Origin of the sequence: Bradyrhizobium sp. NBAIM18 (assembly GCF_020193825.1) — a bacterium.
In the GTDB taxonomy this organism is placed as follows: Bacteria; Pseudomonadota; Alphaproteobacteria; order Rhizobiales; family Xanthobacteraceae; genus Bradyrhizobium; species Bradyrhizobium yuanmingense.
Genome location: NZ_JADYVO010000031.1, coordinates 13,270 through 35,028, shown reverse-complemented (window position 1 = coordinate 35,028; position 21,759 = coordinate 13,270). Strand labels below are relative to the sequence as shown.

Annotated in this window: 22 protein-coding genes; 10 read left to right on the top strand and 12 right to left on the bottom strand. The window is 65.2% G+C overall.

Annotation, left to right across the window (positions count from 1 at the left end):
• The first annotated feature begins 170 nt into the window (after positions 1-170).
• The gene (gene gtdA, locus I6F17_RS35125) at positions 171-1,211 is read left to right on the top strand and encodes a gentisate 1,2-dioxygenase (RefSeq protein ID WP_225127063.1); all 1,041 of its coding nucleotides are present in this window, start codon (positions 171-173) and stop codon (positions 1,209-1,211) included.
• Positions 1,212-1,358: 147 nt separating this feature from the next.
• On the opposite strand, the gene I6F17_RS35120 is transcribed toward gtdA, so the two are convergent.
• From I6F17_RS35120 to I6F17_RS35105, 4 genes are all read right to left on the bottom strand, one after another.
• Positions 1,359-2,183 (bottom strand): ABC transporter permease, encoded by an 825-nt coding sequence (locus I6F17_RS35120; protein ID WP_225131040.1) that lies wholly within the window; start codon positions 2,181-2,183, stop codon positions 1,359-1,361.
• Positions 2,176-2,949, bottom strand: a complete 774-nt coding sequence (locus tag I6F17_RS35115) for an ABC transporter ATP-binding protein (protein ID WP_036042447.1) — start codon at positions 2,947-2,949, stop codon at positions 2,176-2,178. Before I6F17_RS35115 ends, I6F17_RS35120 begins: the two co-directional genes overlap by 8 nt.
• A gap of 130 nt (positions 2,950-3,079) precedes the next feature.
• Positions 3,080-4,084, bottom strand: coding sequence for an ABC transporter substrate-binding protein (locus I6F17_RS35110; protein WP_225131039.1), 1,005 nt, complete (start codon positions 4,082-4,084; stop codon positions 3,080-3,082).
• Between the two features lie 31 nt (positions 4,085-4,115).
• Positions 4,116-5,483, bottom strand: a complete 1,368-nt coding sequence (locus tag I6F17_RS35105; protein WP_225131037.1) for an FAD-dependent oxidoreductase — start codon at positions 5,481-5,483, stop codon at positions 4,116-4,118.
• Positions 5,484-5,595: 112 nt separating this feature from the next.
• On the opposite strand from I6F17_RS35105, the gene I6F17_RS35100 reads away from it, so the two are divergent.
• A complete protein-coding gene (locus tag I6F17_RS35100) occupies positions 5,596-5,868 on the top strand; it encodes a hypothetical protein (protein ID WP_036042449.1) in 273 nt (90 codons plus the stop codon).
• Positions 5,869-5,871: 3 nt separating this feature from the next.
• On the opposite strand, the gene I6F17_RS35095 is transcribed toward I6F17_RS35100, so the two are convergent.
• The gene (locus tag I6F17_RS35095; protein ID WP_225131035.1) at positions 5,872-6,675 is read right to left on the bottom strand and encodes an enoyl-CoA hydratase-related protein; all 804 of its coding nucleotides are present in this window, start codon (positions 6,673-6,675) and stop codon (positions 5,872-5,874) included.
• A 151-nt stretch (positions 6,676-6,826) separates the two neighbouring features.
• On the opposite strand from I6F17_RS35095, the gene I6F17_RS35090 reads away from it, so the two are divergent.
• The gene (locus tag I6F17_RS35090) at positions 6,827-7,801 is read left to right on the top strand and encodes a ketopantoate reductase family protein (protein ID WP_225131034.1); all 975 of its coding nucleotides are present in this window, start codon (positions 6,827-6,829) and stop codon (positions 7,799-7,801) included.
• A 3-nt stretch (positions 7,802-7,804) separates the two neighbouring features.
• On the opposite strand, the gene I6F17_RS35085 is transcribed toward I6F17_RS35090, so the two are convergent.
• Together I6F17_RS35085 and I6F17_RS35080 are read right to left on the bottom strand one after the other, a co-directional pair.
• Positions 7,805-8,482 carry an alpha/beta family hydrolase gene (locus I6F17_RS35085; RefSeq protein WP_225131033.1) on the bottom strand — a complete coding sequence of 226 codons (678 nt, stop codon included), beginning with the start codon at positions 8,480-8,482 and terminating at the stop codon, positions 7,805-7,807.
• A gap of 25 nt (positions 8,483-8,507) precedes the next feature.
• Positions 8,508-9,164 (bottom strand): TetR/AcrR family transcriptional regulator, encoded by a 657-nt coding sequence (locus tag I6F17_RS35080; RefSeq protein WP_225131032.1) that lies wholly within the window; start codon positions 9,162-9,164, stop codon positions 8,508-8,510.
• A gap of 72 nt (positions 9,165-9,236) precedes the next feature.
• Between I6F17_RS35080 and I6F17_RS35075 the strand changes: the two genes are divergently transcribed.
• On the top strand, positions 9,237-10,178 hold the full coding sequence (locus tag I6F17_RS35075) for an SDR family oxidoreductase (RefSeq protein ID WP_225131031.1): 942 nt from the start codon (positions 9,237-9,239) through the stop codon (positions 10,176-10,178).
• Between the two features lie 166 nt (positions 10,179-10,344).
• Here the strand turns inward: I6F17_RS35075 and I6F17_RS35070 are convergent, their stop codons facing one another.
• The gene (locus I6F17_RS35070) at positions 10,345-11,901 is read right to left on the bottom strand and encodes a long-chain fatty acid--CoA ligase (protein WP_225131030.1); all 1,557 of its coding nucleotides are present in this window, start codon (positions 11,899-11,901) and stop codon (positions 10,345-10,347) included.
• The gene (locus I6F17_RS35065) at positions 11,898-12,635 is read right to left on the bottom strand and encodes a TetR/AcrR family transcriptional regulator (protein ID WP_225131029.1); all 738 of its coding nucleotides are present in this window, start codon (positions 12,633-12,635) and stop codon (positions 11,898-11,900) included. Before I6F17_RS35065 ends, I6F17_RS35070 begins: the two co-directional genes overlap by 4 nt.
• Positions 12,636-12,723: 88 nt before the next feature.
• On the opposite strand from I6F17_RS35065, the gene I6F17_RS35060 reads away from it, so the two are divergent.
• The 5 genes from I6F17_RS35060 to I6F17_RS35040 are packed head-to-tail and all read left to right on the top strand — an operon-like array spanning position 12,724 to position 16,783.
• Positions 12,724-13,905, top strand: a complete 1,182-nt coding sequence (locus I6F17_RS35060; protein ID WP_225131028.1) for a lipid-transfer protein — start codon at positions 12,724-12,726, stop codon at positions 13,903-13,905.
• An 8-nt stretch (positions 13,906-13,913) separates the two neighbouring features.
• Positions 13,914-14,369 (top strand): MaoC family dehydratase N-terminal domain-containing protein, encoded by a 456-nt coding sequence (locus I6F17_RS35055; protein WP_225131027.1) that lies wholly within the window; start codon positions 13,914-13,916, stop codon positions 14,367-14,369.
• Positions 14,366-14,776 (top strand): MaoC/PaaZ C-terminal domain-containing protein, encoded by a 411-nt coding sequence (locus tag I6F17_RS35050; RefSeq protein ID WP_225131026.1) that lies wholly within the window; start codon positions 14,366-14,368, stop codon positions 14,774-14,776. The genes I6F17_RS35055 and I6F17_RS35050 overlap by 4 nt, the downstream gene beginning before the upstream one ends.
• Positions 14,777-14,796: 20 nt before the next feature.
• Entirely contained in the window at positions 14,797-15,624 is an 828-nt protein-coding gene (locus I6F17_RS35045) for an SDR family oxidoreductase (protein ID WP_036042460.1), read from the top strand.
• 13 nt (positions 15,625-15,637) lie between these two features.
• The gene (locus I6F17_RS35040; RefSeq protein ID WP_225131024.1) at positions 15,638-16,783 is read left to right on the top strand and encodes an acyl-CoA dehydrogenase family protein; all 1,146 of its coding nucleotides are present in this window, start codon (positions 15,638-15,640) and stop codon (positions 16,781-16,783) included.
• A gap of 270 nt (positions 16,784-17,053) precedes the next feature.
• Here I6F17_RS35040 and I6F17_RS35035 read toward each other — a convergent pair whose 3' ends face one another.
• Positions 17,054-18,034 carry a helix-turn-helix domain-containing protein gene (locus I6F17_RS35035; RefSeq protein WP_225131023.1) on the bottom strand — a complete coding sequence of 327 codons (981 nt, stop codon included), beginning with the start codon at positions 18,032-18,034 and terminating at the stop codon, positions 17,054-17,056.
• A gap of 120 nt (positions 18,035-18,154) precedes the next feature.
• On the opposite strand from I6F17_RS35035, the gene I6F17_RS35030 reads away from it, so the two are divergent.
• Positions 18,155-18,880, top strand: a complete 726-nt coding sequence (locus I6F17_RS35030; protein ID WP_225131021.1) for an alpha/beta hydrolase — start codon at positions 18,155-18,157, stop codon at positions 18,878-18,880.
• 44 nt (positions 18,881-18,924) lie between these two features.
• Here the strand turns inward: I6F17_RS35030 and I6F17_RS35025 are convergent, their stop codons facing one another.
• The gene (locus tag I6F17_RS35025; RefSeq protein WP_225131054.1) at positions 18,925-20,064 is read right to left on the bottom strand and encodes an amidohydrolase/deacetylase family metallohydrolase; all 1,140 of its coding nucleotides are present in this window, start codon (positions 20,062-20,064) and stop codon (positions 18,925-18,927) included.
• A gap of 185 nt (positions 20,065-20,249) precedes the next feature.
• Positions 20,250-21,710 carry a catalase gene (locus I6F17_RS35020; protein ID WP_225131019.1) on the bottom strand — a complete coding sequence of 487 codons (1,461 nt, stop codon included), beginning with the start codon at positions 21,708-21,710 and terminating at the stop codon, positions 20,250-20,252.
• Positions 21,711-21,759 lie beyond the last annotated feature (49 nt).

The following is a 21,759-nucleotide window of genomic DNA, read 5'->3' as shown; positions in this document are numbered from 1 at the left end:
TCGAGCCCGGAATCCATACTCCCGATCGTGGTTATGGATTCCGGGCTCGCCGGGCCACGCGTTGCGCGGCCCTTCGCCCCGGAATGACAACCTTGTATGTCATCCGTCACGTTGACGCTACCTAGATCCTCAGTATACTGTCAATCAACAAACGATCGGGAGCAGCAACCATGGAAGCCGTGACCAAGACGCCGGAACGCGAGGCGTTCTACCGGAAGATCGACGGCGAGAATCTCACCGCGCTGTGGACGGTGATGAGCGACCTGATCACGCCGGAGCCGAAGAGCGCCTGCCGGCCACACCTCTGGAAGTTCGACGTCATCCGAGACTACATGACGGAGGCCGGCAAGCTGATCACCGCCAAGGAAGCCGAGCGGCGCGTGCTGGTGCTGGAGAACCCGGGGCTGCGCGGGCAATCCAAGATCACGACCTCGCTCTATGCCGGCGTGCAGATGGTGGTGCCCGGCGACGTCGCGCCTGCGCACCGGCATAGCCAGTCGGCGCTGCGCTTCGTGCTCGAAGGCAGGGGCGCCCACACCGCGGTGGACGGCGAGCGCACTGCGATGGAGCCCGGGGACTTCATCATCACGCCGTCGATGACCTGGCACGATCATTCCAACGAGACCGATCAGCCGATGTTCTGGCTCGACGGCCTCGACATTCCACTGGTGCAATTCTTCGACTGCTCCTTTGCCGAAGGCGCGAAGGAAGACCAGCAGAAGATCACCAAGCCCGCGGGCGACAGCTTTGCCCGCTACGGCCACAACCTCCTGCCCGTTGATGTGAAGCGGAGCTCGAAGACTTCGCCGATCTTCAGCTATCCCTATGCCTACACCCGCGAGGCGCTGGAGAAGGCCAGGACGAGCCAGGAATGGGACGCCTGCCACGGCCTCAAGCTGAAGTTCAGCAACCCCGAGACCGGCGATTTCGCGATGCCGACGATTGGCACCTTCATCCAGCTGCTGCCGAAGGGTTTCAACACCGCGCGCTATCGTTCGACCGATGCGACGGTGTTCTGCCCGATCGAGGGTAAGGGTCGGAGCCGCGTCGGCGATACAATGTTCGAATGGGGCCCGCGCGACCTGTTCGTGGTGCCGAGCTGGCATTGGGTGACGCACGAGGCGGATGAGGACGCCGTGCTGTTCAGCTTCTCGGATCGGCCGGTGCAGCAGAAGCTGGATCTGTTCAGGGAAGACCGCGGGAACGCGTGAGGCGCCACCCTCTCCTCCGTGATGGCCGGGCTTGACCCGGCCATCCACGTGCCGCTACGCCCGAGGAAAGACGTGGATGCCCGGGTCAAGCCCGGGCATGACGACCTAATCTGTGGCGCTCACCTGCGTCCTCATCGTCGTTCGCGCCTACCGCCAGTGCAACAGCCGCATCTCCAGCCAGCCGATCACCTTCCCCACGACGAGCCCAAACGCCGACAGGATCACGACGCCGGCGAGCAGCTGATCGGTCTGCATCAGGTTGCCGGCCTGCAGCACGAAGGCGCCGATGCCGTATTGGGCGCCGATCATCTCGGCGCTGACGACCAGCAGCAGCGCGACGGAGGCGGTGATGCGGAAGCCGGCGAGGATCGCCGGCAGCGCGCCCGGCCAGATCACCTTGCGCACGATGGTGACGAACGGAACGTTGAAGCTCTGCGCCATGCGGATCAGGTTGCGCGGCACCGCATCAACGCCGCTGTAGACCGAGATCGCGGTCGAGAAGAATACCCCTAACGCAATGGTCGCGATCTTCGGCTCTTCACCGATGCCGAGCCAGAGAATGAGCAGCGGCAGCAACGCGATCTTCGGAATCGGAAACAGCGCCGAGATGAAGGTGATGCCGACGCTGCGCGCAAGGCGCGACAGGCCGATGGCGAAGCCGACGGCGATGCCGGCCGCCGTTCCCAACAGCCAGCCGACGCCGATCCGCAGTAGCGAGGCCGAAACATGCTGCCAGAGTGCGCCGGAAACGGCGAGCTGATAGATCGCACGGACAATTGCGGAAGGGGTCGGCAGAAACAGCGCGTTGACGAGGCCGGCGCTGCCGGCCGCCTGCCAGATCACGATGAGGAGGCCGAGCGCGATCCAGCCGCCATACCGGCTCGAGGCAGGCACGAAACGGGCGCCGCGGAAGCGGACGGGCCGCGTCGCTTCGTTCTTGGCCGCCGTGTCCGTTGCCGCGCGATCAAGCATGCTGGACCTCGCGCTCGGCATCGATCGCCTCGTTGCGGATCAGCGACCAGATCTGGTTCTGCAGGGCCAGCAGTTTTTCGCGGGCCGCCGCTTCGCCGCGGGCCGCGCGCGTCATCGGCACGGGCACAACCTCGCGGATGCGGCCGGGCCGGCGTGACAGCACCACGATGCGGTCGGCGAGCCGCGCGGCCTCTTCGAGATTGTGGGTGACGTAGACCGCGCCCATGCCGCCATCGGCAAGCAGGCGGATGAAATCCTCCAGCAGCAGCTCGCGAGTCTGCGAATCCAGCGCCGACAGCGGTTCGTCCATCAAGAGGATCGCGGGCCTCACCGCAAGCGCGCGCGAGATGCCGACGCGCTGGCGCATGCCGCCGGAGAGCTGCTTTGGATAGGTCTGGCGAAAATCGGTGAGGCCGGTGCGACGCAACGCATCCTCGACCAGCGCGCGGCGCTGCGCGGCCGAGAGCTGGGTATGCAGCAGCGGGAATTCAACATTCTCCTCCACCGTCGCCCAGGGCAGCAGCGCAAAGTCCTGGAACACGAAGGTCAGCGGATTGAGACTGTCCGCCGGCGGCGCGCCGCGCAGCTCGGGCGCGCCGGAGGTCGGCTGCAGCAGGCCGCCGAGGATCGACAGCAGCGTGCTCTTGCCGCAGCCGGAGGGCCCGACGATCGCCACCACCTCGCCGGCCCCGACGGTGAACGAGACGTCGTCGAGCACGGCGAGATCGCCGAAGCGATGGGAGATGTGGCTGGCGATCAGGTCCATGGCGCCCCTTCACTTGCTCCGTCATTCCGGGGCGGCTCGAAGAGCCGAACCCGGAATCTCGAGATTCCCCGGTGCGCAATTGCGCACCTGAGGTCTGGTCCTTCGGACCATCCCGGAATGACAGCGACTATCAATCCGCCTTCACGAATTCCTTGGCGATGATCGCTTCCGCATCAAACCCCTTGTCGACGAAGCCCTGTTCCTGCAGCCACTTGATCTGGTTGTCGACGTTCTTCACGTCGAGCTTGCCGTCGGGATCGATGTAAGCGCAGTTGCCGACCACCTGCTCGACCGGCAGGTTGGTGTACTTGGCGATGATCTCCAAGAGCGGCCTGGTCTTGTCGTTGATCGGGGCGACACCGTCTTTCATCGCGGTGAGGATGACGTCGTGATATTCGCGGTCGGCTTTCGCGAGCACGCCGAGGAATTTCGTCACCAGCGCCTTGTTCGCCAGCGTCTTCGGCGCGGCGAATACCGCGCCCAGCTGCCACGGCGTCTCGTCACCGACCCAGCCCAGGAATTTCGCGCCGCCCTCGTCCATCAGCTTTCGCGCGGTCGAGATCGGCAGCAACGCGGCATCGACGGTCTCGCCCTTGAGCGCAGCGGCGGCATTCGACAGCGATTGCAGCGGCACGATCTTCACATCCGCCAGCTTGAAACCGTATTTGTCGGCGAGCAGGCCGAGCGAATAATGGAAGCTCGATCCGACCTGCGTCATCGCCACGCGCTTGCCCGCAAGGTCCTTCGGCGTCTTCAGGCCGCTCGCATAGGCGTTGTTGCTGGCGAAATAGCCGATCAGGGGATAGCCAGGCTTCTCGCGGCTCATGCCGCCGATCACCTTCAGTACCCCCTTGCCGCCGAGATTGTAGAGCCCGGCGGTGAAAGCGGTGACGCCGAAATCGACGTCGCCCGAGGTGGTGGCGACCGCAATCGGCTGCGCTGCATCGAAGAACTTCAGCTCGACCTCCAGGCCGGCCTCACGGAAATAGCCCTTGTCCAGCGCGATGAAGACCGGCGCCGACGAGGACAGGCGGAGCACGCCGACCTTGGCTTTAAGCGCATCCTCGGCCCGCCCAGTGCCCATTGCCATGATCGCCATCAGGCCCGCTACTGCGAGCCGCGCAATCCCGATCATCCCGTTTCCTCCGCTTTGTCTTGCAGTGCGTTTACAGGCCTTCGGGCACCGCCTGGTCCCGTCCGATGAAGGCGCCCTGTTGTTTCAACGTTTCCTGCAACTTTTCAATGGGGATTTCGCGTGGAATCCGGTTTCCGGACAGCGCCAGCGCGGCGGCGGAACCGGCGGCTTCACCCATCGCGAAGCAGGCACCGGAGACCCGGGCGGCCGACTGGCCCTCGTGGGTCATCGAGGCGCAGCGGCCGGCGACCAGGAGATTGTCGACGCCCTCAGGGACCAGCATCCGGTAAGGCAGCTCGTTATAGCCGCGCGATTCCGGGATCGGCGGGAAGGTGAAGACGACGTCGCCGGGCACATGGGCCTCGATCGGCCAGCCGTTGACGCCGATGGAATCCGCGAACGAGGCGCAGCCGAGCACGTCCTCGCCGCTGAGCTGGTAGCCACCCTTGATGCGGCGGGTCTCGCGGATGCCGAGCTGTGGCGGCAGGTCGACGATGTAGGACTGCTCGAAGCCCGGCACCGTGCTGCGCAGGAATTCGTACGCGGCGAGCGCCTGCTTGCGGCCTTCGATCTCGCCGCGGGTGAGATCGTCGGGCTCGATGCCGTTGATGGCATGGCCGTCCTCGCGCGCCACCTGCGTAAAGTTCACCCGCCATTCGATGCCGGATTTCTGTGGCCGCACGATCGCGCTTCTGCGCGGAAACCTGTGCGTGCCGGCCGCGACGGCCTTTTCCATCAATTGCGGAATGGTGCGCCAGGCCTCGCCGGCCTCTGCGGGATCGATGCCGTTGAGACGGAGCATCATCGAGGGGTAGAGCGGATGGCCATGCTCGTCGCCGATCTCGAACGGCGCGCCGGCCCACACGGCGAGATCGCCGTCGCCGGAGCAGTCGATGAAGATCTCCGCGCGCACCGCCTGCCGGCCGGCCTTGGTCTCGATCAGCATCGCGTCGATGCGGCGCTCATCGGCCATCACGACGCTGGCGCCGAGGGCGTGGAAGAGCATATTCACCTTATGGCTGGCGAGCAGCTGGTCGGCCGCGATCTTGTAGGCGGCGGTGTCATAGGCCTGGGCAAAAACCTTGCCGAGGATCAGATGCGGCGCGTTGAGGCCGTTCAAGCGATCGATCCGCCCCAGCAGCTCCGAGGCCAGCCCCTGCACCAGCCGCCGGTGCTCGCCATGGACATTGCCGTGCAGGCCGCAGAAATTGGTGACGCCGGCCGCTGTGCCCATGCCGCCGAGAAAGCCGTAACGTTCGATCAGCAGCGTCTTCCGCCCCGCGCGCGCCGCTGCGGCTGCCGCCACGATGCCGGCCGGCCCGCCGCCGAGCACGACGACTTCATATTCGCCATAGAGCGGCACTTTGCGCGCTGGTTCGTCGATCGTCGTGGCCCGCATGGCGCGTTCCTTCCCGGAATCTGGTTCGAACTGGATCACGGCTTAGCCGGCGGTCCTCATGCCCGCAAGATCGCGGTTGCTCGCTAACGGTGGACCTGAGACAAGTGCAGGCATGGATTCGTTCATCGTCAGATACTGCTTCGCCGCTTCTATCGCCCTCGCGATCTCGGCCGTTCCCGCCTCGGCCGTGGAGCAAAACTGCCGCTTCATCCCCGCCAAGCCCGATCGCGAAGCCTGCTACAAGCGGCAGGAGGAAGACCTTGCGGCCAAGCGCAAGCCGGCCGCGGCGGCGGCTGAGAGCACGACGCTCGAAACGCTGCGCCAGTTGCGGCAGGACGACGACGCCGTCTACCGCAGCATCAACAACATCTGCCGCGGCTGCTGACGCCTAACCTTTGCCACTGCCCCAATTCGCCGCCCGCTTCTCGGCGAAGGAGGCCAGTCCCTCCGCCGCCTCCGCGCTCTGGCGCTTGAGCGAATGCAGCTCCACGAGCCGCGTGTAAGTAGCATCGTCCACGGCCATGCCGCCGAACGAGCTCTCCAGCGCGAGCCGCTTGGTTTCGGCCATGGCCTCCAGTCCGTTGGCGAGCAGCTGCTCGACCACCTTGGCGCCTGCTGCCTCGAGGTCGGCGAGCGGCACCACCTCGTGGACGAGGCCGATGCGACGGGAGTCTTCGGCGCCGAAGCGCTCGCCTGTGAGCGCGTAGCGGCGGACTTGCCGTACACTAATGGCATCGCAGAGCTGCGGGATGATGATCGCGGCGGTCAGGCCCCAGCGCACCTCGGTGATCGAGAACAGGGCGTTGTCGGCGGCAATCACGACATCGCAGGCCGCGATGACGCCGGTACCGCCCCCGAAACAGCCGCCCTGCACCAGCGCGACGGTCGGAATCGGCAACGTGTTGAGCCGCTGCACGGCTTCGAACGTCGCCCGCGAGGCCGCCTCGTTCGCCTCGCGCGATTGCGGCCGCACGCTGTTGATCCATTTGAGGTCGGCGCCGGCCTGGAAGTGCTTGCCATTGCCCCGGAGCACGACGACGCGCAAATTGGGTTTCCTGCCGAGGTCGTCCATGGCCGCGAGCACGCCTGAGATCAGCGCGCCGTCATAGGCGTTGTTGACCTCCGGCCGGTTCAACGTGACGGTCGCAACCCCGCGTTCATCGAGGCTCCACAGGACGGGGCTGGTACTCATCGGCGGTCCTCCGGTTGTTTGCCGCACACTATGACTGAGCGCGCCTGCCCTGATCCATATCTTTCCGGCGTAGGGCGGCCGCGTCCATCGCATGGCGGCTTGTGTCATGCTGGCGCCGGGCGACACCACGGGATGGACACGGGATATCAACATGCGCATCTGCATTTTCGGCGCAGGCGCCGTCGGCAGCCACATTGCGGTACGGCTGGCGCGCGCCGGCCATGAGGTCAGTTGCGTGATGCGGGGGGCGCATCTGGAGGCAGCCCGCGCGGGTGGCCTCAAGCTGCGCGTCGGCGATTCCGAGGTCGGCGCCAAGGTGAACGCGTCAGGCGATCCGGCTCAGCTCGGCCCGCAGGACGTCGTGATCTCGACCTTGAAGGCGACGGCGCTTCAGGGGCTGGTTTCCAGCATCAAGCCGCTGCTCCAGGACGACACCGCGATCGTGTTCGCGCAGAACGGCATTCCCTGGTGGTACGGTATCGGCCTGCCGCCGCGGCACCCGACACCGCCCGACATTTCATTCCTCGATCCCGGCGGGCGCCTGCGCGCCTGCATCCCGAAGGAGCGGATCATCGGCGGCGTGATCTTCTCCTCCAACGAGGTGATCGCGCCCGGCGTGGTGCAGAACCTGACGCCGGACCGCAACCGCCTCCTGATCGGCGAATGCGACGACCGCAATTGCGAGCGGATCACGAAACTGCGCGGCGTCTTCAACGATGCGCGGCTGGAATCGCCGCCGGTCGCCGAGATCCGCGAGGCGATCTGGTCAAAGCTGCTGACCAACATGTCGCTGTCGGTGCTGTGCCTGCTCACCGGCCAGACCGCGCGCGGCGTGCGCGACGACCCCGCCTTCACGGAGGTGATTCCGCGCATGCTGAACGAGGCCAACGAGATCGCCCAATCTTTCATTCCCGAGGTCAAGCGTGCCAGCCGCAGCGGCCCTGCCCCCAACCACAAGCCGTCGCTGCTGCAGGATTACGAACTCGGCCGCGCCATGGAGATCGACGTGCTGGTGAAGGCGCCCCAGGCCTTCGCGCGCACCGCCGGCCTGTCGACACCGACGCTCGACCTGATCGCAGCGCTCGCGATTCAGAAGGCGCGCGACAAGGGGCTCTATTCCGCGTGAGGCTCAGGCGAGCGCGTCGATCCAGGCCGCGAGCGTGTCCAGCACCTCGTTGAGCGCCTCGTCATTGCTACGGCCGGATTTCTTGAGCACCGCAAAGGAATGGTCGCCGCCTGCGACCTCATGCAGCGTCGCCTTACGCCCGAGCCGCTCGATGACGGGCTCGAGATAAGCGAGGTCGGCGAGCTCGTCGCGCGTGCCTTGCAGGAACAGCAGGGGAATCGCGATTGCAGCGAGGTGCTCGGCTCGCTCGCTCGACGGCTTCTTGGCGGCATGGAGGGGAAAGCCGAGGAAGGCCAGCCCTTTGACATCGGGGAGCGGCGACTTCGACTGCGCCTGCGAGGTCATGCGGCCGCCGAATGATTTTCCACCGGCAACGAGCTTCAGCCCGGGGCAGAGCCGCCCCGCCTCCGCGACCGCTGCGCGCACGCTCGCGTGTGCGATTGCGGGCGGGTCAGGACGTCCCTTCTTCGCTTCCATGTAGGGAAAATTGAAGCGGAACGTCGCAATGCCGCGCTCGGCAAGGCCGGCTGCAACATTCTCCATGAAGGAATGCCGCATGTCTGCGCCGGCGCCGTGCGCCAGGACGTAGCAGGCGCGCGCGTGGGTCGGCTGCGTCAGGATCGCCGAGACCGTGCCGATGCGCTCGATGTCGAACTTGAGCTCTGTCGTCTTGCCCGTCATGACCTACGCAAACCTCGATTTGCATCTAGCGGCGCGTGCCGCTCGCGGGCCAGAGATAGTTCAGGACCTGATCGAGCGTCATCATGATCTCGCGGCGTCCGGCCTCGTTGTTCACAGAGCCGAATTTCTCCTCGAGCGCAAGCTTGGCAAAGCCGTGAACGGTGGACCAGGCCGCCGCAGCCGCCGTCTTCGCCTCCTTCGCGGTGCCGCCGGTCAGCTCGGCGACGACGACCTCGAACGCATGGCCGGCGGCCCTGCTCGCCTGCTTCAGGCGCGCATCGTCGGCAACCAGCCGCTTGTTGGCAAACATCATCTGGAAACGGCCGGGATGCCTCAACGCAAAATCGACATAGGCAAGTCCCTGGGCGTGGAGCTTGTCGCGGGTGCCCTGCTCGCCGGAAGCCGCCTCGCGCAAGGCGCCGGCAAGCGCATCGTAGCCGCGGATCGCCACTTCGGTGAGAAGACCCTGGGCGTTGCCGAAATGATGCGACGGCGCGGCCGGCGAAACGCCGGCGCGGCGTGCGGCTTCGCGCAGCGTAAAGGCTTCCGCACCCTGCTCGGCGAGAATGGCTTCGCTCGCGGCGATCAGCGCCTCCTGCAATTCGCCATGATGGTATCCGACCTCCGGCTTTGGCCGGGTCGGAACGGTGCTGCGCTTGGCGGCGGGGGCCCGTTTCCTCATGCAACTTGACACTGTTCAGATTGCGGCATATCTATCTTAACACTGTTCAGATTGAGCGGACCGGAGTTCGAAATGACCGAAATGCAGAATAGCACCGCGAGCAATCCGGTAAAGCGGCGTCATCTGGTCGGGGGCGCGGCTCTCGGCATGCTCGCAGGTGCGGTCGGCGGCCTTGCCGGCGGCGTGGCGCTCGGCCAGGGCTCGGCTCTGCCGCAGCAGAAGCCGAGCGGCAAGCAAAGATTCGCGGGCAAGGTCGTCATCGTCACGGGCGGCACCTCCGGAATCGGGCGGGCCGCAACGCTGATGTTCGCCGCCGAGGGCGGCCGCGTCGCCTTTTGCGGGCGCAACGCCGACCGTGGCAAGCAGGTGGAGACCGAGGTGCGCGAGTCCGGCGGCGAGGCCGTCTTCATTCGCGCCGACCTGCGCCACGAGTCCGAGGTGAAGGCGCTGGTCGACACGACCATCGCGCGCTACGGACGGCTCGACGTCGCCTTCAACAATGCCGGCATCTCCATCGAGAAGCCGCTGCATGAATTTAGCGCGGCCGAATTCGACGACGTGATCGGCACGGATCTGCGCGGCGTGTTCCTGTCGATGAAATACCAAATCCCGCACATGCTGGAGAAGGGCGGCTCGATCGTCGTCACCTCCTCGTCGAACGCCATTGCGACCTCGGCCAAGCGCTCGGCCTATTCGGCGGCCAAGCGCGGACTGGTCGGCCTGGTTCAGGCCGCGGCACTCGACTACGCAAAGCACGGCATTCGCATCAACACCTTGATCCCCGGCACCACGGACACCCCGATGATCCGCCGGCTCGCCGGCATGGAGGGCCTGCCCGATGCCGCCTGGCATGTCGGCATCGCGCAATGGGCCAAATCCAACGTACCGGGCTTGCAGCGCCTGGCAACCCCCGAGGAGATCGCGGCTTTTGCGCTGGTGCTGGCCTCAGACGATCATCCCTACACGACCGGTGGCCAGTTCGTGATCGACGGAGGAAAGACGGCTCATGGCTAGATCGGACGTCGTGCCGATGCGCTCGATGTCGTGCTTGAGCTCGCGCTTCCGGACCAAGACTGGATGTTCCCGATGAGTCCCGCAACAGATACCCGCGCGACCACGATCTGGAAAAACATCAATCTTCGCGCGTCCTCGGCGCGCGTGCCGTGACGCGCGGAATCCGTCAGCTGACCCGCCGCTCCCGCCCCTCCCAGAACGGCCTGCGCAGCTCGCGCTTCAGCACCTTGCCGGCGCCGGACAGCGGCAACGGCGTCTCGGTGATCTCGATGCTGCGCGGACATTTGTAGCCGGCAATCAACGTCTTCGTGAACTCGATCAGCTCTCCGGTCGAAACCTCCACGCCGCTGCGTTTGACCACAACGGCATGGACCTGCTCTCCCCATTGCTCATTGGGAATTCCGATCACGGCGCATTGCAGCACCGACGGATGCTGCGCCAGCGCGTTCTCGACCTCGACCGAGTACACATTCTCGCCCCCAGAGATGATCATGTCTTTCACGCGGTCGACGACATAGATGAAACCGTCTTCGTCCATGTAGCCGCCGTCGCCCGTGTGCATCCAGCCGTCGACGACGGCGCGCGCGGTCTCCTCCGGCCGTTCCCAATAGCCCATCATCACGGTGTCGCCGCGCACCACGATCTCGCCGACGGCGCCCGCCGGCAACGGCTGGTCGTTCTCGTCGACGATCCGCACCTCGCAGCCGAGCGTGGCGCGGCCGGCGCCGCGATGGCGCCCCTTCTTGCGCCCCTCTCCGACATGCTGGTCCGGATGCAGCAGCGTTGCGATCGGCGACAATTCGGTCATGCCGTAAGCCTGCGTGAATCGCACATGCGGCAGCGCGCGGGCGGCCCGGTCGAGCACCGCCTCGCTGATCGGCGAGGCCCCGTAGATGATGTTCTTCAGGGACGACAGGTCGTATTTGCCGATCGCGGGGTGATCGACGAACATCTGGATCATCGTGGGCACCAGCAGCACGTCTGTGACGCGCTCGTTCTGCATCGCAGCCATCACGCCTTCGGGCGTGAAGCCCTGAACGATCACGTTCGAGCCGCCGGAGAGCAGCAGCGAATACATCGCCGCCCCGTTGGCAAGGTGAAACATCGGAGCCGCATGCAGATAGATCGCACTTGCCGGAAACAGGCCTTCGCCGAGTGCGTTGAGCGCATTGGCCATCAGATTCTGGTGACTGAGCATCACGCCTTTGGAACGGCCGGTAGTGCCGCCGGTGTAGAAGATGCCGGCGAGATCGTCGCTCTTGCGCATGGCGTCGGGCACCCGAGCGCTGCCCGCAACCAAATCCTCATAGCTCTCCATCCCCGCCGGCGCCTCGCCATCGTCGGCATAGATCAGCTTCAGCCCCGGAATGGCGCCGGCGAGCTGCGCGCCGACCTGCGCAAAGGCCTTGTCGACCAGCAGAACGGACGCGCGGCAGTCGCGCAGCGCATCCTCGTTTTCCAGCGCGCTCCAGCGGATGTTGAGCGGCACGATCACGCCTCCCGCCCAGCCGGTCGCCAGATAGAGCTCGAGATAGCGGTCCGAGTTGAAGGACAGCACCGCAACACGGTCGCCGTCCCTGACGCCGCGCGTGCGCAGGCCGCCGGCCAGCCTTGTAACGCGCTCGCCGAGCTCGCCCCAGCTGCGCCGCCGCTGGCCATAAACGGTCGCCAGCCCATTCGGATTGATCTGCAGCGCCCTGCGCAGGCCGTGCGTGATGTTCATCCCGTCTCTCCTCCCGTGCGTTTCTTCCCTGTTGTCTTGCGTCCTGAGTTGCGCCCTTGCGGCGCCCTCGGCGTCTTCTTTGTCGTCTGCAGCCGAACCTCGGCCGCCAGGCCGTCCGTCAGCCGCACCGTGAACTCGTCGGCGATCGCGGTCGGCGACAGCTTGCCCTCCCGCCGATACCAATGGCCGATCCAATTGAGCGAACCCGCGATCGCGAAGGCTGCAAGCTTGGGATCGCAAGGCCTGATCGAACCGTCGGCGATGCCCGCGGCAATGTAACGCCGGAAGGTGGCGTCGATCCGCCTCTTGGCGGCGCGTGCGACACCGGCGTTCCGCTCGGCCAGATCGCGCAAATCGAAACGCACCAGGCTCGCGCCGAAATCGGTCGCCATCAGTTCGGCATAGGCGTGCACCAGCTTGCGCAGCTTGGCGAGACCCGAACCGCCGCCGGCGTTGATTTCCGTGATCACGCCGTCGACGAGTTCGGCGCCCATCGACCAGCATTCGAACAGGATCTCGTCCTTGCCGCGGAAGTAATTGTACAGCGCGGGCTTGGTGATGTTCAGCCGGTCCGCAACCTCGTTCAGCGTCACGCGATGATAGCCCTGCTCCAGGAACAGCTGCACGGCGGCGCGCAGCACCGCCTCGCGCTTCTCGTCGCGGGCGCGGCGCCGGCTCTCGAACGGCAGCCAGGGCGAAGGCGATGACGGCGGAGCGGGCGGCGCTGTATCCATGGTCGGTCGGTTGACTCTGGTGGAGATCGGACGATATGTTACCCATGGGTAAGAAAAAGTCCAACGGGTAATTTATTGGGAGGAAGCGATGTCTGACGTCGTCGTCGCCGGGGTCGGCATGATTCCGTTCGCCAAGCCCGGCGCCAGCGCGCCCTATCACGAGATGGGAACGGAAGCGGTCAAGCTCGCGCTCGCCGATGCCGGCCTCGACTACGAGAAGATCGACCAGGCCTATGTCGGATACGTCTATGGCGATTCCACCTGCGGGCAGCGCGCGCTCTACCCGGTCGGGATGACCGGCATCCCCATCGTCAACGTCAACAACAATTGCTCGACCGGATCGACCGCGCTGTTCATGGCGCGGCAAATGATCGCAAGCGGGGCGCTGGATTGCGTGCTGGCGGTCGGCTTCGAGCAGATGAAGCCCGGCGCGCTCGGCAGCGTCTACACCGATCGCCCGAGCGCGTTCGAGGAGTTCGACGCGGCTGCGGACCAGCTGATCGACGCTCCCGGCATTCCGCTGGCGTTGCGGTATTTCGGCGGCGCCGGGCTCAGCCACATGAAGAAATACGGCACGCCGCTCGACGCCTTCGCCAAGGTGCGCGCCAAGGCGAGCCGACATGCGAAGAACAATCCGCTCGCGCTTTTCCGCAAGGAAGTCACGGCGGACGACGTGATGAACGACCAGGTGATCTGGCCCGGCGTCATGACGCGCCTGATGGCGTGCCCGCCGACCTGCGGCGGCGCCGCCGCCGTGCTGGTCTCCGAGCGGTTTGCGGACAAGCATGGCATCGGCAAAGAAGTACGCATCACAGCGCAGGCCATGACCACCGACACGCCCTCGACCTTCAAGGCCGGCGACATGATGCAGCTGGTCGGCTACGACATGGCCAAAGAGGCAGCCAGCCGGGTTTATGAGAGTGCCGGCATTGGCCCCGGCGATCTCGACGTGGTGGAGCTGCACGACTGCTTTGCTCATAACGAGCTCATCACCTACGAGGCGCTTGGCCTCTGCGGCGAGGGTGAAGCCGGCAAGTTCATCAACGACGGCGACAACACCTATGGCGGCCGGATCGTGACCAATCCGTCCGGCGGATTGCTGTCAAAGGGACATCCGCTCGGCGCCACCGGCCTTGCGCAGTGCTACGAGCTGACGCGGCAGCTGCGCGGCACGGCCGGCTCCACGCAGGTCGAGGGTGCCAAGGTCGCACTTCAGCACAATCTTGGCCTCGGCGGCGCCTGCGTCGTCACGCTCTACAAGCGGCACTGATATCGGCGATGGTCGACCAGTCCGCCGTAGGGCGCAGCTTCACGCCGGTCACCGCGCGCGTGGAGCCCGGCCGTCTCCGCTGCTTCCTCAACACGCTGGGTGAACAGAATCCGGTCTATCGCAATGCGGATGCTGCCCGGGCAGCCGGGTTCACCGGCATGCCGGTGCCGCCGACCTATCTGTTCTGCCTGGAGATGATGGATGTCGACGACCCCTTCGAAATGTTCAGCGCGCTCGGCATCAATCTGTCCCGCGTGCTGCATGGTGAGCAAAGCTTCGCCTATCACGCCCCGGTTCTGGTCGGCGACACCCTGACGTTTCGACCGCTGGTGACCAGCGTCGTGGACAAGAAGGGCGGCGCGATGACACTGATCGGCATCCGATGCGAGGTGACCAACCAGGACGGCGTTCACGTCGCCGATACCACGCGCACCATCGTCGTCCGCAACGAGGCGGCGTCATGACGGCATCCGGAGACATAAGGGCCGGCGACCGCATCGTCCACAAGGTCTTTCCGCCGATCACCCGCCACACGCTCTCGCTCTATTGCGGTGCATCGGGCGATCATAATCCGATCCACGTCGACATCGACTTCGCCAAGGCGGCCGGATTTCCCGATGTGTTCGCCCACGGCATGCTGGTGATGGCCTGTCTTGGGCAGGCGCTGACGGATGTGGTGCCGCCGTCGAAGCTCCGCAGCTTTGCGAGCCGGTTCGTCTCGATCACTCAGCTCGGCGCCAAGCTCACTTGCGAAGGCACCGTGACCGAGCTCCTCGTCGAGGACGGCGAGCGTCGCGCAAGGCTCGCGCTCACCACCAAGGACGATCGCGGCGAGGTCAAGCTCGAAGGCAGCGCCGTCGTCGCGCTGTGACAGCAAGAGGACTCATTCAAATGACAAGACTGCAGGGAAAGGTCGCGCTCGTCACCGGCTCAGGCCGGGGCATCGGGCGCGCGATCGCGCTCAAGCTGGCGCGCGAAGGCGCCAGGGTGGTCGTCAATGACCTCGATGCCGAGCCCGGCAACGCCGTGGTCGCGGAGATCGAGGCACTCGGCGGCAATGCCACTGCCGTGAACGGCAGCGTCGCCGAGGCGGGCTTCGCCGATCGCTTCGTCGGCGCCGCGCTGGACAAGTTCGGCGGGCTGGACATCATCGTCAACAATGCCGGCTATACCTGGGACTCCACCATCCAGAAGATGACCGACGAACAGTTCCAGGCCATGCTCGACGTCCACCTCGTCGCGCCGTTCCGGATCCTGCGCGCGGCCGCCGAGCCGATCCGCGTCTTCTCCAGGAAGGAGGCCGAAGAGGGACGCGAGGTTTTCCGCAAGGTCGTGAACATCTCCTCCATCGCAGGTCTCTACGGCAATGCCGGGCAGGCCAGCTATTCCTCGGCCAAGGCTTCGCTGATCGGACTGACCCGAACCATGTGCAAGGAATGGGGCCGCTACAAGGTCAATGTCAATTGCGTCGCCTTCGGCCTCATCAACACCCGCCTGACCCAGCCGATCGAGGCACAGCAGAAGACCATCGACGTCGCCGGCCGGGACATCAAGGTCGGCGTGCAGCCGCACATGCTCGAAGCCATGTCGCGCATGATCCCGCTCGGCCGCGGCGGTACGCCGGAAGAGGCGGCCGACGCCGTCTATCTGTTCTGCAGTCCGGAATCCAATTATATCAGTGGTCAGGTGGTCGTCGCCGGCGGCGGCCTGATTGTCTGAGAGCGAGGCGCTGATGCATTATCGATCCTCCTGGATGACCGAAGAGCTCGACGTCTTCCGCGACCAGTTCCGCAAATATCTCGCCAAGGACCTGGCGCCGCATGCCGAGAAGTGGCGTGAGCAGAAGATGGTCGACCGCTTCGCCTGGCGCGGGCTCAGCGAGATGGGCGCGCTGCTGGCGAGCGTGCCGGAGGAATATGGCGGCCTGGGCGCGACCTTCGCCTATGACGCCGCCGTGCTCGACGATCTCGAAAGCACAGTGCCGGAGCTGACCACCGGCGTCTCCGTGCACAGCGCCATCGTCGCGCATTACATCCTCAATTACGGCTCGGAGGAGCAGAAGAAACGCTGGCTGCCGAAGATGGCGTCCGGCGAGATGGTCGGCGCCATTGCCATGACCGAGCCCGGTACCGGCTCGGACCTGCAGGCCGTCAAGACCACGGCGAAGAAGCAGGGCAATTCCTACGTCATCAACGGCCAGAAGACCTTCATCACCAACGGCCAGGCCGCCGACCTCGTCATCGTGGTCGCGCGCACCGGCGAGCTAGGTGCGAAAGGCATTTCGCTGATCGTGGTCGAGACCGCGGGCGCGGACGGCTACAAGCGTGGGCGCAACCTCGACAAGATCGGCCTGCACGCCTCCGACACCTCGGAGCTGTTTTTCGACAACGTGACCGTGCCGCCGGAAAACCTGCTCGGCAAGGAGGAGGGCCAGGGTTTTGTCCAGTTGATGCAGCAATTGCCGCAGGAACGCCTTGCGCTCGCGGTCGGCGCCGTCGCCTCGATGGAGCGCGCGGTCAAGCTCACCACCGACTACACCAAGGAGCGGAAGGCGTTCGGCAAGCCGCTGATGGATTTCCAAAACACCGCCTTCACGCTGGCCGAGCGCAAGACCGAGGCGATGATCGCGCGCGTCTTCGTCGATTGGTGCATCGAGCGCCTGGTCGCCAAGGACCTCGATACCGTGACCGCATCGATGGCAAAATATTGGTGCTCGGAGAAGCAGGTCGAGACCGCCGACGAATGCCTGCAGCTGTTCGGCGGCTACGGCTACATGCAGGAATACCCGATCTCGCGCATCTTCATCGATTCCCGCATCCAGAAGATCTATGGCGGCACCAACGAGATCATGAAGCTGCTAATCGCCAGATCCTTGTAGATCAGATCGCTGTCGGGGAGAGGCACGCACGCCTGCACGGCAATCCCAACTCGTCGTCCCGGACAAGCGAAGCGGAGCGGAGCGCCGATCCGGGACCCATAACCACAGGGAGAAGTTGTGACGAAGACTCGGAGTTACGACATCACGTGACAACTAGATCCTGTAGTTATGGGTCCCGGATCTGCGCGCGCTTGAGGCGCGCTTGTCCGGGACGACGAGCGGAGATCGGGGCTACGGCGTTGCCATAAGCGGCCCGCACGCAAACTCCCCTCACCGCGCGCGCCAGTCGCGCGGCCGGCAGCCGAAGCGCTGCTTGAAGCGGCGGGTGAAGTGGGAGAGGTCCGAAAAACCCCAATCGAACGCGATGGCGCCGATCGCGTGCTCCGCCATCGTGGGATTCCTGAGATCCCTGGCCGCGCCGTCGAGACGATGGTCGATGACGTAGTCGGTGAAGCCTGAGCCCGATCGCGCCAGCAGCTTGTGCACGTAGCGCTCGCTGATGCCGACGGCGGCGGCGACGTCTGCGACCGCAAGTCCCGGCTGGCGGAGCCGCCGGTGGATGGCACGTTTCACCGCCAGCGTGGTTGCATCGGCGAGACTCTCGGCTTCAGCGGCGTGCAGGCGGCTGCTTCGTGACAGGCTCACGGCAACCAATTCGATCAGCGCCCGGAACAGCCGCACACCTTCGTCCTCGCTCATCTGCAGCGCGCCTTCGCTGAGCGTGCGCGCGGTCTCGACAATGAGGTGGCCGACGACGGGATCGTCCGAGAGGCGTGCCGCAACGACGTCGAACGAAGCCGGCAGCCGTTCACGCAAGGCTTCTGCCGGCACCCAGAACGAGGCGACGCGCAGCTGCGGGCCACGATCGTGCAGGAGCGCGAACTGGCGGTCGCTGTCGAAGATGCCGACCTGTCCGGGCGACAGGCTGATCTCGCGACCGTCCTGCTGGATGCGGCAGCGGCCGGCCAGCTTCAGGTTGAGGTAGAAGCAGCTACGATCGGACGCCGCAATGTCGGCCGCGGAACGGCGCACCACGTGCTCAGGGAAGCTGACGCGGTTGATCGCGGCATTACCGAGACGGACATGCTCGACGCTGGCGGGAAAGGCGGCGGCGGCCGCCGGCTCCGGCGTCAGATTCATGAAAGCCTGGCAGATTGCCTCGCGATAATAGGCGAATTGCTCGTGAGGCCGTACGCCCACCGTATTCCAGGCCGAGTGGCGTGACGGAACGGGACGCTCGATCTGCTGCATCGGTTCACTCCGAGACCAATACGGTTCACTTCCAGCCAAGCGGCAAATCGGTCGCCGGTCCACACTTGCCGTGCGGCGACGCTGCGCCGATCTAACCACACCCTCGGGAGGAGCCACAATATGTCGACCTACGTTCTCGTCCATGGCGCCTGGCATACAGGCGCCGAGCTCGAGCCGGTCGCCGCGCCGATCCGCGCCGCCGGCCATCAGGTCCATACCCCCACCATCAAGGGCAACCGTCCGGGCGATGCCAAGACGACCGGGTTGAAGGAAGCGATCCGATCGATCGCCAACTACCTCGCCGAGAACGATCTGAAGGACGTCGTCCTGCTCGGCCATTCCTATGGCGGCATGGTCATCACTGGCGTTGCCGACCTCGTGCCGGAGCGCATCCGCCGTCTGGTCTACTGGAATGCCTTCGTGCCCAACGACGGCGAATGCCTCAACGACATGGTGCCGCCGCATTATGTCGGACTGTTCGACGCCATCGCGGCCGAGCGCAGCGACGGCTCGGTGGTGCTGCCCTTCCCGATCTGGCGCGAGGCCTTCATCAACGATGCCGATCTGGAGACGGCGCAGCGCGCTTATGACGTGCTCAATCCGCATCCGCTGGCGACCTTCACCGACAAGATCGCGCTCAAGAGCAATCCGGCCGAGATGCCGCTGGCCAAATCCTACATCAACTGCACCGAGGATACCGCGATGCCGCACAGCCATGGCTGGCATCCGCGCCTGTCGGAGAAGCTCGGCCTGTTTCGCCTGGTGCAGGTGCCGGGAAGCCACGAACTGTGCTTCTCGGACCCGGCGCGGCTCGCCAAGGCGATCATGGAGGCGGGACGCGACTGATCAGTGCGTCATGCGAGCACGTGGTCACGATCCGCGCGCGCCGCTCAATTCGGATGCCACCAGCGGCCGCCGATGACGACGCCTTCGGACACGATCTTGCGATCGCCGATCAGGTGCTCACCGACGACGTCTTCATAGTCGAACTGGCCCTGCCGCACCGAGATCAACGTGGCGTCGCCGACGCTGCCCGGCTTGAGGCTGCCGAGCTCAGGACGCCGCAGCGCCATCGCCGCATTCACCGTCGATGCCGCGATCACATCCGGCAGCTCCATGCCCATGCACAGGAACTTCGACATGGTCGTCACCTGGTCATAGGCCGGTCCGTCGATGCAGAGCTGATGGATGTCCGAGGAAATCGTGTCCGGATGGAAACCATTGGCCAACATGGCGCGCGCGGTCTTGAACGCGAACGAGCCCTTGCCGTGGCCGATATCGAACAGCACGCCGCGCTCGCGCGCTTCCAGTACCGCCTTCTTGACGGTGCCTTGCGCCGTCGCCGGCGTGTTCGGGAAGGGGCGGAACGCGTGGGTCAGCACGTCGCCGGGACGCAGCCGCGCCAACACGTCCTCATAGCTCGGCGGCGGATGGTCGATATGCGCCATCAGCGGCATGCCGACCTCGTTCGCGACCTCGAGCGCGATGTCGAGCGGCACCGCGGCCGACGTGCCCGACGAATGCAGGCCGACGCGCACCTTGATGCCGACGATGAGATCGCGGTTGGCATCGGCCACTTCGGCCGCCTCGATCGGATTCATCAGGCGCAGCTCCTCGCTCTCGCCGACCATGATCCGGTGCGAGAAGCCGAAGATGCCGGCATGCGATACGTGCAAATAGGCGAGGATGCGGACCTGGCTTCTCTCGATCACATGCTTGCAGAAGCCGGCGAAGTTGCCGGGGCCGGCGCTGCCGGTATCGACCGCCGTGGTGACGCCGGAGAGGCGGCAGAACTCCTCGGCATCGATGCCGAGCGAGGTGCCGCCCCAGTAGACATGGGTGTGGAGATCGATGAATCCCGGCGTCACGATGAACTGCGAGACGTCGCGGACATCGGTGCCCGGATCCGCCTTGAGTCCGCTGGCGACCGCGGCAACCTTGCCGCCTGAAAAGGCGACGTCGGTCACCGCATCGAGCTTCTGGGACGGGTCGATCACCCGCCCCCCGCGCAGGATCAAGTCGAAAGGCATCATGGTCTCCGGATGTAGCGGTGAGGCCGCCGGCGTTTGATGGGCCGAAAGGAAGCCCGACTTCTAGCAATTTTTGCGCCGGAGTCCTTCGCAATCAGAGACGTGACACATAACAAATCAGCAATCCCGGGCCGAGCAGCACCCTGACCTGCGACGCAAGAGCTGCCCCCGCCCGGGGTGTTCGCCTATTCGGCGCCAACCGTGGCGAGGCGCATCAGCGCCTTCCGGACACCGGCGCCGTAGGACGGATCAGCCTTCGTACAGTTCGCGATGTGGCGCTCCTGGATGTGGTCGGCAGCCCCGCCGACGGCGCGTGCCGTATTATCGAACAGGACTTGCCGCTGCTCCGCATTCATCATCCGGAACAGGTTGCCCGGCTGTTGATAGTGATCATCGTCGACACGATGATCCCAATGGGCGGCCGCGCCGTCGACCTCAAGCGGTGGCTCATTGAGATCGGGCTGATCGGCCCATTCGCCGCGGCTGTTCGGGAAATAGGTCGGCGTCCTCCCCAGATTGCCGTCTGTCCGCATCGCGCCGTCGCGATGATAGCTGTGATACGGACATTTCGGCGCATTGACCGGGATCAGGTGATGATTGACGCCAAGGCGGTACCGTGCCGCGTCGCCATAGGAGAACAGCCGGGCCTGCAGCATCTTGTCTGGCGAGAAACCGATACCCGGCACGACATGGGCGGGAGAGAACGACGCCTGCTCGACGTCGGCGAAGACGTTTTCCGGATTGCGGTTCAACTCGAAATAGCCAGCCTCGATCAGCGGAAAGTCCGCCTTGGGCCAGACCTTGGTCAGATCGAACGGGTTGAACGGAAACGCCTTGGCTTGGTCATCGGTCATGACCTGCACGCACATGGTCCAGCGCGGAAAATCGCCACGCTCGATGCTCCCGAACAGGTCGCGCTGATGCGACTCGCGGTCCTTGCCGATCAGTGCCTCGGCCTCGGCGTCCGTCAGATTCTCGATGCCTTGCTGCGTGCGGAAGTGAAACTTCACCCAGGTCCGCTCATTGGCGGCATTGAGGAAGCTGTAGGTATGACTACCGAAGCCGTGCATGTGCCGATAGCTCTTCGGAATGCCGCGCTCGCTCATGACGATGGTGACCTGGTGCAGCGCCTCCGGCAGCAACGTCCAGAAATCCCAATTGTTGTCGGCGCTGCGCATCCCGGTGCGCGGATCGCGCTTGATCGCGTGATTGAGATCCGGGAAGCGTAGGGGATCTCGGAAGAAGAACACGGGCGTGTTGTTGCCCACCATGTCCCAGTTGCCTTCCTCTGTGTAGAACTTCAGCGCAAATCCGCGAATGTCGCGCTCGGCGTCGGCCGCGCCGCGCTCGCCGGCGACGGTCGAGAACCGCGCGAACATCGGCGTCTGCTTGCCGACCTCGGAGAAGATCTTCGCTTTGGTGTAGCGGGTGATGTCATGGGTCACCGTGAAAGTGCCGAAGGCGCCGGAACCCTTGGCGTGCATACGGCGCTCCGGGATCACTTCACGATCGAAATGAGCCAGCTTTTCGATCAGCCAGACGTCCTGGAGAAGGGCGGGGCCGCGTCGCCCGGCCGTCATGATGTTGAGATTGTCGCTGACGGGCGCTCCGGTCGCGTGGGTGAGATAGGGTGGTTTTTCGCTCATCTGACGATTCCTGATAAGTGATCTTGAAGTGGAAGGCGGCGGGGCCGCC

Bases quoted from the DNA above. Each gene is read 5' to 3' on its own strand.
- gtdA (WP_225127063.1), top strand. From the start codon at position 171: ATGGAAGCCGTGACCAAGACGCCGGAACGCGAGGCGTTCTACCGGAAG.
- I6F17_RS35120 (WP_225131040.1), bottom strand. From the start codon at position 2,183: ATGCTTGATCGCGCGGCAACGGACACGGCGGCCAAGAACGAAGCGACG.
- I6F17_RS35115 (WP_036042447.1), bottom strand. From the start codon at position 2,949: ATGGACCTGATCGCCAGCCACATCTCCCATCGCTTCGGCGATCTCGCC.
- I6F17_RS35110 (WP_225131039.1), bottom strand. From the start codon at position 4,084: ATGATCGGGATTGCGCGGCTCGCAGTAGCGGGCCTGATGGCGATCATG.
- I6F17_RS35105 (WP_225131037.1), bottom strand. From the start codon at position 5,483: ATGCGGGCCACGACGATCGACGAACCAGCGCGCAAAGTGCCGCTCTAT.
- I6F17_RS35100 (WP_036042449.1), top strand. From the start codon at position 5,596: ATGGATTCGTTCATCGTCAGATACTGCTTCGCCGCTTCTATCGCCCTC.
- I6F17_RS35095 (WP_225131035.1), bottom strand. From the start codon at position 6,675: ATGAGTACCAGCCCCGTCCTGTGGAGCCTCGATGAACGCGGGGTTGCG.
- I6F17_RS35090 (WP_225131034.1), top strand. From the start codon at position 6,827: ATGCGCATCTGCATTTTCGGCGCAGGCGCCGTCGGCAGCCACATTGCG.
- I6F17_RS35085 (WP_225131033.1), bottom strand. From the start codon at position 8,482: ATGACGGGCAAGACGACAGAGCTCAAGTTCGACATCGAGCGCATCGGC.
- I6F17_RS35080 (WP_225131032.1), bottom strand. From the start codon at position 9,164: ATGAGGAAACGGGCCCCCGCCGCCAAGCGCAGCACCGTTCCGACCCGG.
- I6F17_RS35075 (WP_225131031.1), top strand. From the start codon at position 9,237: ATGACCGAAATGCAGAATAGCACCGCGAGCAATCCGGTAAAGCGGCGT.
- I6F17_RS35070 (WP_225131030.1), bottom strand. From the start codon at position 11,901: ATGAACATCACGCACGGCCTGCGCAGGGCGCTGCAGATCAATCCGAAT.
- I6F17_RS35065 (WP_225131029.1), bottom strand. From the start codon at position 12,635: ATGGATACAGCGCCGCCCGCTCCGCCGTCATCGCCTTCGCCCTGGCTG.
- I6F17_RS35060 (WP_225131028.1), top strand. From the start codon at position 12,724: ATGTCTGACGTCGTCGTCGCCGGGGTCGGCATGATTCCGTTCGCCAAG.
- I6F17_RS35055 (WP_225131027.1), top strand. From the start codon at position 13,914: ATGGTCGACCAGTCCGCCGTAGGGCGCAGCTTCACGCCGGTCACCGCG.
- I6F17_RS35050 (WP_225131026.1), top strand. From the start codon at position 14,366: ATGACGGCATCCGGAGACATAAGGGCCGGCGACCGCATCGTCCACAAG.
- I6F17_RS35045 (WP_036042460.1), top strand. From the start codon at position 14,797: ATGACAAGACTGCAGGGAAAGGTCGCGCTCGTCACCGGCTCAGGCCGG.
- I6F17_RS35040 (WP_225131024.1), top strand. From the start codon at position 15,638: ATGCATTATCGATCCTCCTGGATGACCGAAGAGCTCGACGTCTTCCGC.
- I6F17_RS35035 (WP_225131023.1), bottom strand. From the start codon at position 18,034: ATGCAGCAGATCGAGCGTCCCGTTCCGTCACGCCACTCGGCCTGGAAT.
- I6F17_RS35030 (WP_225131021.1), top strand. From the start codon at position 18,155: ATGTCGACCTACGTTCTCGTCCATGGCGCCTGGCATACAGGCGCCGAG.
- I6F17_RS35025 (WP_225131054.1), bottom strand. From the start codon at position 20,064: ATGCCTTTCGACTTGATCCTGCGCGGGGGGCGGGTGATCGACCCGTCC.
- I6F17_RS35020 (WP_225131019.1), bottom strand. From the start codon at position 21,710: ATGAGCGAAAAACCACCCTATCTCACCCACGCGACCGGAGCGCCCGTC.